Annotated in this window: 13 protein-coding genes; 7 read left to right on the top strand and 6 right to left on the bottom strand. The window is 59.9% G+C overall.

Annotated elements, in window-relative coordinates; genetic code table 11:
* Positions 1-218: 218 nt before the first annotated feature.
* From GJV18_RS14965 to GJV18_RS14945, 5 genes are all read right to left on the bottom strand, one after another.
* Complete coding sequence (locus GJV18_RS14965; RefSeq protein ID WP_160347024.1) at positions 219-1,013, bottom strand: Crp/Fnr family transcriptional regulator; 795 nt, start codon at positions 1,011-1,013, stop codon at positions 219-221.
* A gap of 105 nt (positions 1,014-1,118) precedes the next feature.
* Positions 1,119-1,391 carry a TfoX/Sxy family protein gene (locus GJV18_RS14960; protein ID WP_160347022.1) on the bottom strand — a complete coding sequence of 91 codons (273 nt, stop codon included), beginning with the start codon at positions 1,389-1,391 and terminating at the stop codon, positions 1,119-1,121.
* Between the two features lie 34 nt (positions 1,392-1,425).
* On the bottom strand, positions 1,426-2,175 hold the full coding sequence (locus GJV18_RS14955; protein WP_160347021.1) for a class I SAM-dependent methyltransferase: 750 nt from the start codon (positions 2,173-2,175) through the stop codon (positions 1,426-1,428).
* A gap of 2 nt (positions 2,176-2,177) precedes the next feature.
* Positions 2,178-2,522: a pentapeptide repeat-containing protein gene (locus tag GJV18_RS14950; protein ID WP_160347019.1), complete on the bottom strand. Its 345-nt coding sequence runs from the start codon at positions 2,520-2,522 to the stop codon at positions 2,178-2,180.
* A gap of 91 nt (positions 2,523-2,613) precedes the next feature.
* Positions 2,614-4,176: a bifunctional aminoglycoside phosphotransferase/ATP-binding protein gene (locus GJV18_RS14945; RefSeq protein ID WP_160347017.1), complete on the bottom strand. Its 1,563-nt coding sequence runs from the start codon at positions 4,174-4,176 to the stop codon at positions 2,614-2,616.
* 118 nt (positions 4,177-4,294) lie between these two features.
* Here GJV18_RS14945 and mrcB point away from each other — a divergent pair, with 118 nt between their 5' ends.
* From mrcB to GJV18_RS14930, 3 genes are read left to right on the top strand one after another with little or no spacing between them, the layout of a single operon-like run.
* Positions 4,295-6,613: a penicillin-binding protein 1B gene (gene mrcB, locus GJV18_RS14940; protein WP_160347015.1), complete on the top strand. Its 2,319-nt coding sequence runs from the start codon at positions 4,295-4,297 to the stop codon at positions 6,611-6,613.
* A 16-nt stretch (positions 6,614-6,629) separates the two neighbouring features.
* Positions 6,630-7,301: a tetratricopeptide repeat protein gene (locus GJV18_RS14935; RefSeq protein WP_160347013.1), complete on the top strand. Its 672-nt coding sequence runs from the start codon at positions 6,630-6,632 to the stop codon at positions 7,299-7,301.
* Positions 7,301-7,621, top strand: a complete 321-nt coding sequence (locus GJV18_RS14930) for a YqcC family protein (protein ID WP_160347011.1) — start codon at positions 7,301-7,303, stop codon at positions 7,619-7,621. The genes GJV18_RS14935 and GJV18_RS14930 overlap by 1 nt, the downstream gene beginning before the upstream one ends.
* A 20-nt stretch (positions 7,622-7,641) precedes the next feature.
* Here GJV18_RS14930 and GJV18_RS14925 read toward each other — a convergent pair whose 3' ends face one another.
* Positions 7,642-8,091: a DUF4124 domain-containing protein gene (locus GJV18_RS14925; RefSeq protein ID WP_160347009.1), complete on the bottom strand. Its 450-nt coding sequence runs from the start codon at positions 8,089-8,091 to the stop codon at positions 7,642-7,644.
* A gap of 455 nt (positions 8,092-8,546) precedes the next feature.
* Here GJV18_RS14925 and GJV18_RS14920 point away from each other — a divergent pair, with 455 nt between their 5' ends.
* From GJV18_RS14920 to pssA, 4 genes are all read left to right on the top strand, one after another.
* Positions 8,547-10,271 (top strand): acetolactate synthase 3 large subunit, encoded by a 1,725-nt coding sequence (locus GJV18_RS14920; protein ID WP_160347007.1) that lies wholly within the window; start codon positions 8,547-8,549, stop codon positions 10,269-10,271.
* 2 nt (positions 10,272-10,273) lie between these two features.
* Positions 10,274-10,765 (top strand): acetolactate synthase small subunit, encoded by a 492-nt coding sequence (gene ilvN, locus GJV18_RS14915; protein WP_160347005.1) that lies wholly within the window; start codon positions 10,274-10,276, stop codon positions 10,763-10,765.
* A gap of 45 nt (positions 10,766-10,810) precedes the next feature.
* Positions 10,811-11,827 (top strand): ketol-acid reductoisomerase, encoded by a 1,017-nt coding sequence (gene ilvC, locus GJV18_RS14910; protein WP_160347003.1) that lies wholly within the window; start codon positions 10,811-10,813, stop codon positions 11,825-11,827.
* A gap of 156 nt (positions 11,828-11,983) precedes the next feature.
* Positions 11,984-12,799, top strand: coding sequence for a CDP-diacylglycerol--serine O-phosphatidyltransferase (gene pssA / locus GJV18_RS14905; RefSeq protein ID WP_160347001.1), 816 nt, complete (start codon positions 11,984-11,986; stop codon positions 12,797-12,799).
* The last annotated feature ends 295 nt before the right edge of the window (positions 12,800-13,094 follow it).

The following is a 13,094-nucleotide window of genomic DNA, read 5'->3' as shown; positions in this document are numbered from 1 at the left end:
CGGGTCAATAACCGTGATTAGCCTGATGAGGAGATAATCTGAAGAGGCCGACTGCAGGTCTCTTGAGCTTATCGACTGATCTCGCGATCAGTTGAGTTAATAATAACGCTTCTCATTTATATGTAAAGCCTTTTTGCGAATTATTTTCATCTGCGAGCTGGCGCCCTATCAGCACAGAACCCGGCGCGGGCCGGGTTCGTGGATTGACTTGCGTTGCTTCAGAGGTGGGGTTGGCGCAGTTGGGTCACTTCCTTGTTCAGCAGGTCGATACGCTTGGCCATGCTTTCGATCAGGCTGTGGGCGATGCGTGGGTTGCTCTGCATCAGGCTGAGGAACTGCTCCTTGGGAATCACCATGACGGTGCAGGGCTCGCTGGCGATCACCGTGGCGCTGCGTTTTTCCCGGGTAAACACGGCCATGGCACCGAAGATTTCGTCCTTCTGTACATCGCCGACCTTGTGCCCGTCCACATAGGCCTCGGCATGGCCTTCGATAATGATGAAGACGTGGTCGGCGTTGTCGCCCTGGTGGATCAGTTCCTCTCCGGCGGCGAAATGCTGGAAGCCCGTAGCGGGGCGAATTTCCGGCTGCTTGAGACGGGCCAGAGCGTCGGAAAGCAGCGCGGTATGGCCGATCAGGTACTGGATAAAGAGTTCCTGGCGCTCCTCGCTGGCATAGATGTGCTGGAACACTGCACTGCGCGAATAGGGAATCAGGCTCAGTTTTTCCTCGCTGCTGTAACGGCAGCTGGGCATTTCCAGGCCCTGGCGCAGGCCCACCAGGTCACCTTCCTGCAGGTAGAAGAGCGGGCGTTCGTCGACCACGGCATGCAGCAGGCCGTTTTCGATGATGAACAGCTGGTTGCCCGGTAGCACCTTGGCCAGATCTTCAACCTGCTCCAGTTGCAGAGGAGCGCCCAGAGGGGCAAGGCCTTCCAGCAGCTGAGTGGGGATGCTTTGCAGTCGATTGATCAGCTGATCGGCGTAGGCCGGTTGCTCCCCGAGTAGATACATGAGCGAAATTCCTTGAGCTGGCTGGGCGTACTGAACGCACGAACGTCCCTCAAACAATAGGCTGGAGCGCGGCTCAGGTAAATCCCCGGGCGCGCAGGTTGTGAGCTAGCTCTTGTTCGCGCGGGGGCCGAGTTCGATCTGCTTGTTGAGCTCGGCCTTGTGTGCCGGTGGCAGGTCGTTCCAGTGTACGTCCAGCAGGGCGCCTTCTATGGCGTACAGCAGGACCTTGGAAACCCTGAAACCGCGGGCCTTGACCGCTCGATAGGCAGCCACTGCGCCGAGGCGACGCAAGTCGTTGAGGCTATGGATGCCCGAGGCATGCAGCCATTGCGCCGAGGTTTTGCCGAGATTTTTCAAATGCTGCAGTTCGTCATTCATCCAGTCGCCTTGCCTGTATCAGGTGAGGAGGGCGTCAGTGTTTGATGCCTGTGACAAAGTGTAGTGGCCAGTTGATGTGTCGGGCTTGCTCGGGGTCGCCCCAGGCATGCTGCAGCTGGGGATAAAGGGCGAGCAGCGGATCCTGTCCCTGTTCGGCTGCCAGACGCTGCAAGGCCGACCAGGTGTGCAGGTAGCCCAGCAGGTGAGGCAATGTCCACTGCGCTTGCAGGGCCAGCTCTGGCGGTGTGATGGCGGCCCAGGGCAGCTGGATGTCACGATAGCCCCGGTCGACGCTTTCACGCCCTGCGGGCCAGTAGCCGTGCAGGTTGTGCCAGTAGAAGTCGTGGATGATGCTATCCAGTTCGGTGTTGATGCTCATCAGGCTGTAGCACCAGGCACAGAACAGGCCGCCGGGTTTGAGCAGGCGCTCGGCTTCGGCGAAAAAACTGTCATGGGCGAACCAGTGCAGGGCCTGCGCCACCACGATCAGGTCGAGGCTGGCACTCGCCAGAGGCTGGTGCTCGGCCGGGGCCACATAGTAGTGCACACCGTTGTGGACTTTGGCGTTCTGTAACTGGGCGAGGCTGGCATCGCTGGCCAGCACCTGGCTGAAATAGCGGCTCAGGGGCAGGCTGGCCTGGCCGTTGCCACAGGCGATGTCCAGGGCACGCTGCCGACCTGGGCTGTGCTGGGCCAGCCAGGTAAACAGGCTGGCGGGGTAGTCAGGGCGATAGCTGGCATAGGCGCCGGCCTGGGCGCCAAAGAGTTCGGCAACTGTGCTCATCGCTAGCTTTTTCTGTAGCGCAGGCGGGTGCCGAAGTTGACCGACATCAGAATCTCGTCCGCGGTCAGTTCCACCGGGAAGTAGGCGCCGGAGATCTGCGCATGAGCCAGGCTGGCACCTTCCATGCGAGTGTTGCGCAGATCCAGGCCGCGCAGGTCACTGCCGCGAAAGTAGGCGTCACTGAAATCAATACCCTGGGCATCCAGGGCGCGCAGGTCGAGACCGCGAAAATCGCCGCCGCTCAGGTCGACCGGGCCCTCCTTGGGTTTTTGTGCGTTGAAACCCTTGATGTCTTCAGTGTGGATCAGGCGGTAGAGCGGGGTGTCCAGTTGGCGCGGCTGGCTCATGGGGCGTCATCCATGCAGAGGTTCTGCCCTGCAGTATAGAAGCCGCCCGAGTCTTTGCCTGTTGCGGGCCTGGTTGGCAGGCCCGCATGCCTCAGAGATTGGGCAGCCGCTGGCGAATGCGCTCGATCAGGCTGTCCAGGCTGGTGCTGTCATGGGTGTCGACGCGCTTGCTGTGGGCCTGCTCCTCGGTGGACAGCGCTTCGCGCGTGGCCTGCTGGGCCTGGATCACTTCCAGGGTGGCGTCGGAGGGGTCCTGGCCCTGGGCCTGGCGCTGCGCCAGCCAACCGGCAATGACGCTCTCCGGGGCCTGGCAGTCGAGGATCAGGAAGGGCACGCCGGCCTCTTCGGCCACTTGCCAGGCGGCCTGGCGCTGTGCCCACTGCAGATAGGTGGCGTCGATGACCACCGGAAAGCCGGCGTGTAGAGCATCCTGGGCCAACTGGTGCAGGCGCTGATAGGTGGCGGCACCGGCCTCGGCGCTGTAAATGCCCTGGCCGATCTGGCCCCGTTCGGCCGTTTGTTGTTCGCCGAACAGGCGTTTGCGCTCGACGTCCGAACGCAGGCGAATGGCGCCCAACGCTTCGACCAGACGCATGGCCACATGGCTCTTGCCCACGGCGGATACACCATGGGTGATGGCCAGGAAATGCGAGGGGATGGCGCTGTAGCTCTCCGCCAGGGCGGCGTAGTTGCGGTACTGGCGCAAGGTCACGGCCCTTTGCACCGCGTCGCTTTGATGGGCCAGGCTGAACAGCGCGACCTTGGCCCGCACCAGTGCACGGTAGGCCTTGTAGAAGTTCAGCAGTTCCAGGGCCGCATAGTCGCCACTGTGTTCCAGCCAGGCATTGACGAAGCGCCGGGCGTGGGCCTTGAGACCGCGGTCTTCGAGGTCCATGGCGAGGAAGGCGGCATCCGAGGCGATATCGATCAGGCGGAACGGCTCGTTGAATTCGATGCAGTCGAACAGCACCACCTGATCATCCAGCAGGGTGGCGTTACCCAGGTGGATATCGCCGTGGCATTCGCGGATCGAGCCGGTGCTCGCCCGCTGAGCCAGGAGGGGCTCCAGACGGGAGAAACTGGCTTCGGTCCAGGCTTCCAGGGCGTCCAGTTGCTGCAGATCGGCGATATCGCTGAGCAGGGGGCGGATCTGCTCGAAATTCTGTCGCATGGGCGCGACGATGGCGGTCGGCGAGCACAGCGGGTGGTCGGCGGCCACGGCCGGGGTGCGCGCGTGAAACTCGGCGATCTGCCTGGCCAGTGCATCGATATGGGCTTCGCTCAGCTCGCCGCGGGCCTGTACCGCGCTGAGCATCTGGTATTGGGGGAACTGGCGCATCTTCAGGGCGTATTCGATGGCCGGGTTCTGGCCGCCCAGTTGTGGCGCCTCGATGCTGCCGCTGATCGGCAGGACTTCCAGGTACAGGCCCTGGGTCAGGCGCTGGTTGAGGCGTAGCTCTTCCTCGCAGAAGTGCTTGCGGTCGGCCAGGCTGGTGAAATCGAGAAAGCCGAAGTTCATCGGCTTCTTGATCTTGTAGGCGTAGGGGCCAGTGAGAATCACCCAGGAAATATGGGTTTCGATGACCTGGAAGCCTTCTACCGGGTGGGGGTAGAGGGCTGGATTCTGCAATGCGCTGATCAGGGCTTGGCTCACGGGCGATCCTTGGCGTGCTTGGACTATGAAAAGGCGTCCATTATGTCTGCTGTGCGCCACTGTGCAAACCGCCAAGGTGCCCTGCTGGTGCCCTGCAAAGTGCGTATAATGCCGCGCCATGACTCGACCTCGATCTTCCCGTTCTCGCGCAAAAAAACGTCCCGGCATGGCGCGCCGCCTGTTCGGCTGGGCTCTCAAACTCGGCCTGGTAGGGCTGGTGGTACTGGCCGTGTTCGCGGTCTATCTGGACGCTGTGGTGCAAGAGAAATTCTCCGGCAAGCGCTGGACGGTGCCGGCGAAGGTCTATGCGCGGCCGCTGGAGCTGTTTGTCGGGCAGAAACTGGCCAAGGCGGACTTTCTCCAGGAACTCGACGCCCTGGGCTATCGTCGCGCGACAACGGTTTCCGGCCCTGGTGTGGTGTCGGTGGCGGGCAACAGCATCGAACTGCATTCCCGGGGCTTTCAGTTCTATGAAAGCAGTGAACCGGCTCAACGGGTGCGGGTGCGGTTTTCCGGTGACTTTGTCGCCGGCCTGAATCTGGCCAATGGCCGCGAGCTGCCGGTGGCACGCCTGGAACCCTTGCTGATTGGTGGCCTGTACCCGGCTCATCAGGAAGACCGGGTGCTGATCAAGCTGGACCAGGTGCCGCCCTATCTGGTGGAAACGCTGGTGGCAGTGGAGGATCGTGAATTCTTCAACCACTTTGGCGTATCGCCCAAAGGCATTGCCCGGGCTTTCTGGGTCAACGCCACCAGTGGTCGGCTGGTACAGGGGGGCAGTACCCTGACCCAGCAGCTGGTCAAGAATTTCTATCTGACCAATGAGCGCAGCCTCTCGCGCAAGGCCACTGAGGCCATGATGGCGGTGCTGCTGGAGCTGCACTACGACAAGCGGGAGATCCTCGAGGCCTACCTCAATGAGGTGTTCCTCGGTCAGGATGGCCAGCGTGCGGTGCATGGCTTCGGCCTGGCCAGCCAGTATTTCTTCAGCCAGCCGCTGTCCGAGCTGCAGCTCGAACAGGTGGCGCTGCTGGTGGGCATGGTCAAGGGCCCGACCTTCTATAACCCGCGGCGTAATCCAGAGCGTGCGCTGGAGCGACGTAATCTGGTATTGGATCTGCTGGTTGAGCAGGGCGTGGTCACGGCTGAAGTGGCAGCTGCAGCCAAGGCCAAGCCTCTGGGTGTAACGCGCCGTGGCAGCATGGCCGACAGTTCCTTCCCGGCGTTCCTGGACCTGGTCAAGCGGCAGTTGCGCGAGGATTACCGCGAGGAGGACCTGACCGAGGAAGGGCTGCGTATCTTCACCAGCTTCGACCCGATCCTGCAGTTCAAGGCCGAGGGCGCCCTGGCTGATTCGCTCAAGCGTCTGTCGGGGCGCAAGGGCGTGGAGGCGGTTGAAGCCGGCATGGTTGTGACCAATCCGGAAAACGGTGAGGTGCAGGCTCTGATCGGCAGCCGTCAACCACGCTTTGCCGGCTTCAATCGGGCCATTGATGCGGTGCGTCCGATCGGTTCGCTGATCAAGCCGGCCATTTACCTGGCGGCATTGGAGCGGCCCAGTCAATACAGCCTGACCAGCCTGCTGGAGGATGAGCCTTTTTCCATCAAGGGGGCCAATGGTCAGGTCTGGAGTCCGCAGAACTATGATCGCAAGGCCCATGGCACCATTTACCTGTATCAGGGCCTGGTCAATTCCTACAACCTGTCCACGACGCGCCTGGGTATGGAGCTGGGTGTGCCCACGGTGCTGAAAACCCTGGAGCGGCTCGGGGTCGAGCATGATTGGCCGGCTTATCCATCGATGCTGCTGGGGGCTGGCGGTTTGAGTCCGCTGCAGGTGGCGGGCATGTACCAGACTTTGGCCAATGGTGGCTTCAATACGCCACTGCGTGGTATTCGCAATGTGCTGACTGCCGATGGCGAGCCGCTCAAGCGTTATCCCTTCCAGATTCAGCAGCGTTTTGACAGCGGGGCCATCTACCTGCTGCAGAATGCCATGCAGCGCACCATGGCCGAGGGAACCGGTCGCTCGGTTTACAGTCAATTGCCGCGCTCCCTGAATCTGGCAGGCAAGACCGGTACCAGTAACGATTCCCGTGACAGCTGGTTTGCCGGTTTCAGCCAGGATGTGCTGGCGGTGGTGTGGCTGGGACGTGATGACAATGGCCCAACGCCTCTGACTGGTGCCTCCGGTGCCCTGCAGGTGTGGGCCGACTTTATGCGTAGGGCGGACCCATTGCCATTGGATATGCCAGTGCCCGGCAACGTGACCCAGGCCTGGATTGACCCAGTGGATGCCCGCGGCGCCGATCCAAGCTGTCCGGGGACGGTACAGATGCCTTATATTCGCGGCAGTGAGCCATTGCCCGGCAGCCCATGCGGGTTGCAGGCTCCGGTAGATTCCGTGATGGACTGGGTGCGTGGTTGGCTCGATTAATTGAAGAGGATTTGCTGTGAGTAAGCGCTTTGTTCCTGCTGTGCTGGCGGCCTTGTTGCTCGGCGGTTGCGCCTCGGTGCCGCGTGGCTCGATTCCGGTGGTGGATGCTGGTAGCTCCATCGGACAGCCTGCTCCAGCCCAGGGCGGCTACGGTGCGTCTGTGCAGGCACAGAGTACTCCTGAGGATGCAGGTGTTGTCGTCATGGTGCCTGGCGGTAGCGCTGCGCCTATTCAGTCGTTTCCGGCGCCGGGTGCCGCCAGTGAGCCCTGGTCGCCCACGGTCGGGGCGAGCGATGGCTACGGTAGCGTTCCAGCACCTGTGGCGCCCAGCGGTATTCCCGGCAACCTGGCTCAGGACGAGCAACTTGATGGTCCTGTGCTGGCGCTGTTGACCACCGCACAGCAGCAGCAGGGTGGTGGTGATCTCAATGGCGCTGCGGCGAGCCTGGAACGTGCCCAGCGCATTGCGCCGCGTGAGCCCCAGGTGCTCTATCGCTTGGCAGAGGTGCGCCTGGCCCAGGGCGATGCGGCCCAGGCCGAGCAGTTTGCTCGCCGTGGCTTGAGTTATGCCGCCGGCCGTCCGGCTCTGCAGGCCAGTCTGTGGAATCTGATTGCCCAGGCTCGTGAGCGCCAGGGGGATGCGGCAGGTGCCGCTCAGGCCCGCGAACAGGCGCGCGTGAGTCTGTGATGGAAGCTCGGGTGCTGCTTATCGCCGATCAGCTGCTGCTGATCGAGCGGGAGCTGAGGGTGCAGGGCTGGTGGGAAATCGAGTCACCAGGCGAGCAGGCGCTGTCCAGTCAGCAGCCTTTCTGTATCGATACCCTGGCTTTCGAGCAGTGGCTACAGTGGATCTTTCTGCCACGGATGAAGCAGCTGCTGGAAAGCGGCGCGCCTCTGCCGCAGGCTTCCGGTATTCACGTCATGGCTGAGCAGGTATATGGCTCTGATGTGGCTGCTCGGGCGTTAGTAAAGCTTCTGGGTGACTTTGATCGTTTGATTGTTGGCTGACACGGGGTCAGCCAGGGTGACTATCTGCAGTTTTCGGCAATTGATTTCTGTAGTTCTGCTATTCGCTGCTGGCGCTCATCCTCGCTGAGTTTGCGGATTTCCCCATCTACCTCGGTGCGTACCCGGGGATTGTTCTGTAACTGCGACAGGTTGGTTCGCACGGTTTCGCAGTATTGCTTACGCTCCGCCGCCTGAGCCGCGACTTCCTGGCGCGTTTTCTCATCAATGGCGGCTTGCTCAGGATCATCACCTGTTTCCAGGTCAGGTGCTGCTTGTTCATCCGTTTCTTCAGCTAGAGAGGGGCGTGGCGAGGGCGTTGACGTATTGATCAGCGTTGCCTGCTGCCCTTGGGGTGGCTGGGCGCCAAAATGGGTAACCCCCTGGGCATCGACCCATTTATAGATTTGCCCGGCCATGGCTGTTGTGCTCATGGCAAGCAGCAAGCTGGTGGCGATCATCATGCGGCGCATGCTGTTTCCTTATGTGAGCGGCAATTGCTGTTCATTACTATAACCAAAATGCCCGAATCGTCATCCTGCGCTTTGTCACAGAGCCGTAGTATGGGTCAGGTTTTTTCCTGCGGGACTGTTTGGTCATCGTGCAGGGGTGGCCTTTTGCAGATTTCGTCACGGATTACTTGACTTGGCCTGGCCGAATCCGAACAATCCCACGTTCGCTGTAGTGGAGTCCGCCGCAAGTGTCCTCCAGCTCAGCGAAAAGAGGCGCTACCCGTGCCGAACCGTGACACCCGCAACGCGTTACCTCGCGCTGGGAGGGTCAGCCCCGCAAGACCATGGGCTGCTCCGTTACTCGTCAAGCTGATGTTCCGAATCCACGACCACCGTCGTGCGTGTCCGCTGACAGTAAGACCTACTTAGGGCCATTCGTTGTTGGGTGGCATTCTGGCGTACAAGAGGTGAACAACGTGGAGCTTTTATCCGGCGCTGAAATGGTCGTCCGCTTTTTGCGTGACGAAGGCGTTAAGAATATCTATGGGTACCCGGGTGGTGCTCTGCTGCATATCTACGATGCCCTGTTCAAGGAACCGGAAGTCAATCACATCCTGGTTCGCCACGAACAAGCGGCTACTCATATGGCTGACGGCTATGCCCGTGCCACCGGCAAGGCCGGTGTGGTGCTGGTGACTTCGGGTCCCGGTGCAACCAATGCCATCACCGGTATCGCCACTGCTTACATGGATTCGATCCCCATGGTGGTGCTGTCCGGCCAGGTGCCGAGCACCATGGTTGGCACCGATGCCTTCCAGGAAACCGACATGATCGGTATCTCCCGGCCCATCGTGAAGCACAGCTTTATGATCAAGCACGCCTCGGAGATCCCGGAAGTCCTGAAGAAGGCCTTCTACCTGGCCCAATCCGGCCGTCCAGGCCCTGTGGTTGTGGACATTCCCAAGGACATGACCAATCCGGCTGAAAAGTTCGAATACGTCTATCCGAAGAAGGTCAAGCTGCGCTCCTACAGTCCGGCCCTGCGTGGCCACTCCGGACAGATCCGCAAGGCCGCTGAGTTGCTGCTCAGTGCCAAGCGTCCGATCGTCTATTCCGGTGGCGGCGTGATCATGGGCGGTGCTGCAGAGCCGCTGACCGAGCTGGCGCAGATGCTCAACCTGCCCGTCACCAATACTCTGATGGGCTTGGGTGGCTATCCGGGTACCGACCGCCAGTTCCTCGGCATGCTCGGCATGCACGGCAGCTACACCGCCAACCTGGCCATGCATCATGCTGATGTGATTCTGGCGGTCGGCGCCCGCTTCGATGATCGCGTGATCAACGGTGCAAGCAAGTTTTGCCCGAATGCCAAGATCATCCACGTCGATATCGATCCGGCTTCCATCTCCAAGACCATCAAGGCTGATATCCCGATTGTCGGGCCGGTCGACAGCGTCATGACTGAAATGGTCGCCATCCTCAAGGAAATCGGCGAGAACCTGAACAAGGAAGCGCTGGCGAGTTGGTGGAAGCAGATTGACGAATGGCGTGGCACTCGCGGCCTGTTCCCATACGACAAGGGCGACGGCAGCATCATCAAGCCGCAGACCGTGATCGAGACACTGTCTGAAGTCACGGGCGGGGATGCTTTCGTCACCTCCGATGTGGGTCAGCACCAGATGTTTGCGGCGCAGTATTACCGCTTCAACAAGCCGAATCGTTGGATCAACTCCGGCGGTCTGGGCACCATGGGCTTCGGCTTCCCGGCGGCCATGGGCGTCAAGCTGAGCTTCCCGGATGATGATGTAGCCTGCGTGACCGGTGAAGGCAGTATCCAGATGAATATTCAGGAGCTGTCCACCTGCCTGCAGTACGGCTTGCCTGTGAAGATCGTCAACCTGAACAACGGTGCGCTGGGTATGGTGCGTCAGTGGCAGGACATGATGTACAGCAGTCGTCACTCGCACTCCTACATGGAGTCGCTGCCGGACTTCGTCAAGCTGGCCGAGGCCTATGGTCACGTCGGTATGCGCATTACCGATCTGAAAGACCTCAAGCCGATGATGGAAAAAGCCTTCGCCATGAAGGATCGTCTGGTGTTCCTCGATATTCAGGTGGATACGAGTGAGCACGTCTATCCGATGCAGATCAAAGACGGTGCCATGCGCGATATGTGGCTGAGCAAGACGGAGCGAACCTAATCATGCGACACATTATCTCCCTGCTGCTGGAAAACGAGCCCGGCGCACTGTCCCGCGTGGTCGGTCTGTTCTCGCAGCGTAACTACAACATCGAAAGCCTGACCGTGGCCCCGACCGAAGACCCGACCCTGTCGCGTCTGACCTTGACCACTGTGGGGCATGACGAAGTCATCGAGCAGATCACCAAGAACCTCAACAAGCTGGTCGAGGTGGTCAAGCTGGTCGACCTGTCGGAGAGCGCTCACGTCGAGCGCGAACTGATGCTGGTCAAGGTCAAGGCCACCGGCGCCCAGCGTGCCGAGGTCAAACGCACCACCGATATCTTCCGTGGTCAGATCGTCGATGTGACCAGCAGCGTCTACACCATTCAGCTGGCCGGCACCAGTGACAAGCTGGACAGCTTTATCCAGGCCATCGGCACTGCGTCGATTCTGGAAACCGTACGCAGCGGCGTCACCGGCATTGCCCGTGGCGACAAAGTACTCAGTCTCTAACTTATTGAACGAATGGCCCTGAGCCAGCTAAACAGGAGAATTCCCATGAAAGTGTATTACGACAAAGACTGTGACCTGTCGATCATCCAGGGCAAGAAAGTTGCCATCATCGGTTACGGTTCCCAGGGCCACGCCCAGGCGTGCAACCTGAAAGATTCCGGCGTTGATGTCACCGTTGGTCTGCGCAAAGGTTCGGCCACCGTGGCCAAGGCAGAAGCCCACGGCCTGAAAGTAGCTGACGTGGCCACCGCCGTTGCCGGTGCCGACCTGGTCATGATCCTGACCCCGGACGAGTTCCAGTCCCAGCTGTACAAGAGCGAAATCGAGCCGAACATCAAGCAGGGTGCTACCCTGGCCTTCTCCCACGGCTTCGCCATCCATTACAACCAGGTTGTGCCGCGTGCCGACCTCGACGTGATCATGATCGCACCGAAGGCGCCGGGTCACACCGTGCGTTCCGAGTTCGTCAAGGGCGGTGGTATCCCTGACCTGATCGCCGTCTACCAGGACGCCTCCGGCAATGCCAAGAACGTTGCCCTGTCCTACGCTTCTGGCGTAGGCGGCGGCCGCACCGGCATCATCGAAACCACCTTCAAGGACGAAACCGAAACCGACCTGTTCGGTGAGCAGGCTGTTCTCTGTGGTGGTTGCGTTGAGCTGGTCAAAGCCGGCTTCGAAACCCTGGTTGACGCTGGCTATGCGCCGGAAATGGCCTATTTCGAGTGCCTGCACGAGCTGAAGCTGATCGTTGACCTCATGTATGAAGGCGGTATCGCCAACATGAACTACTCGATCTCCAACAACGCCGAGTACGGTGAGTATGTGACCGGCCCTGAAGTGATCAACGCCGAATCCCGTGCCGCCATGCGTAATGCCCTCAAGCGCATTCAGGACGGTGAATACGCCAAGATGTTTATCCAGGAAGGCGCTACCAACTACGCTTCCATGACTGCCTACCGTCGTAACAATGCCGCTCACGGCATTGAGGTGGTGGGTGAGAAGCTGCGTTCCATGATGCCTTGGATCTCGGCTAACAAAATCGTCGACAAAGCCAAGAACTAAGCTTTTATGACGTAAAGAAAAACGCGGCCACGGCCGCGTTTTTTCATGGTGCGCCACGGCTTCTGGTATAAAGCCGAGGTGCTGAATGGGCAGTATCGGCGAACCCTTGTCGATGCGGTCTGTCAAAATCTTCAAATCCGTTGCAAGGTATTGTTCATGAACGAACGTCCAGATGAGCCCCAAACGCCGCCCGATGCCGACAGTTTGCTGCCGATTGATGAGCATATAGAAGAAGGGCAGGATGCTGAGGGGCGTAAGGTTCGTCATCGCGGTATCTACTTGCTGCCGAACCTGTTCACCACGGCCAACCTCTTTGCCGGCTTCTACGCCATCATCAATGCCATGAACGGCAATTTTTATGTGGCAGCCGCTGCTGTTTTTGTAGCCATGGTGTTGGACGGTCTGGATGGTCGTGTGGCACGTCTGACCAATACGCAGAGCGCCTTCGGTGCTGAGTACGACTCGCTGTCCGATATGGTGGCCTTTGGTGTGGCGCCGGCACTTTTAGCCTTCGAGTGGGCGTTGGGTAGTATGGGCAAGGTCGGCTGGATGGTCGCCTTTATCTATGTGGCGGGTGCGGCCTTGCGCCTGGCCCGCTTCAATACCCAGATCGGTAGTACTGATAAGCGCTACTTTATTGGTCTGGCCAGTCCGGCTGCGGCAGGTGTGGTAGCCGGAACGGTGTGGGCATTCAGCGATTTTGGTATTCAAGGTTCGAACATGGCCTTTGCTGTCGCCATTCTGGTAGCTGCGGCGGGCATGTTGATGGTGAGCAATATCAAGTATCACAGCTTCAAGGATCTAGACCTCAAGGGGCGTGTGCCTTTTGTGGCTATTCTCGTCGTGGTGCTGGTCTTTGCTGTGGTCTTTAGTGACCCTCCACGGATTCTGTTGATTATCTTCCTGGCGTATGCCGCGTCGGGCCCTGTCCAATACTTGCTGCAGTTGCGTAAGCGTAAAAGCGTCGAGTAGTCAGGGCGGAGCAAACAACAAGCCGGTATTGCAGCATGCAGTGCCGGCTTTGTTGTTTCTGCTTGCGGGGGGGGGGGCTAACGAGAGCTTGGCGATAAAGCGCTGTGACCCATAATGCTTGCCTCTTGCGCCGCAGGAATCCATTTAACTGCTTTTAAAACAAGAGGTTAAGTTGATTGCAGGGGTTGCAAAGCAGCGAAAGCTGCGTAGAATGCGCCGGGCTGGCAGGGTGGTGGTTTCATCCTGTTGGTGCTTTGATCGGAAGCGATCAAAGAGGTGGTTGACAGTGGTTTGA

It is taken from the genome of Pseudomonas xionganensis (genome assembly GCF_009763245.1).
GTDB classification, from domain to species: domain Bacteria; phylum Pseudomonadota; class Gammaproteobacteria; order Pseudomonadales; family Pseudomonadaceae; genus Aquipseudomonas; species Aquipseudomonas xionganensis.
Note: the sequence above shows the minus strand (reverse complement) of the source record. Positions and strands in the feature narration are given on the sequence as shown.

Coding starts and splice junctions, on each gene's coding strand:
- ilvC (WP_160347003.1), top strand. CDS start 10,811: ATGAAAGTGTATTACGACAAAGACTGTGACCTGTCGATCATCCAGGGC.
- GJV18_RS14925 (WP_160347009.1), bottom strand. CDS start 8,091: ATGCGCCGCATGATGATCGCCACCAGCTTGCTGCTTGCCATGAGCACA.
- mrcB (WP_160347015.1), top strand. CDS start 4,295: ATGACTCGACCTCGATCTTCCCGTTCTCGCGCAAAAAAACGTCCCGGC.
- GJV18_RS14950 (WP_160347019.1), bottom strand. CDS start 2,522: ATGAGCCAGCCGCGCCAACTGGACACCCCGCTCTACCGCCTGATCCAC.
- GJV18_RS14965 (WP_160347024.1), bottom strand. CDS start 1,013: ATGTATCTACTCGGGGAGCAACCGGCCTACGCCGATCAGCTGATCAAT.
- GJV18_RS14960 (WP_160347022.1), bottom strand. CDS start 1,391: ATGAATGACGAACTGCAGCATTTGAAAAATCTCGGCAAAACCTCGGCG.
- ilvN (WP_160347005.1), top strand. CDS start 10,274: ATGCGACACATTATCTCCCTGCTGCTGGAAAACGAGCCCGGCGCACTG.
- GJV18_RS14930 (WP_160347011.1), top strand. CDS start 7,301: ATGGAAGCTCGGGTGCTGCTTATCGCCGATCAGCTGCTGCTGATCGAG.
- pssA (WP_160347001.1), top strand. CDS start 11,984: ATGAACGAACGTCCAGATGAGCCCCAAACGCCGCCCGATGCCGACAGT.
- GJV18_RS14955 (WP_160347021.1), bottom strand. CDS start 2,175: ATGAGCACAGTTGCCGAACTCTTTGGCGCCCAGGCCGGCGCCTATGCC.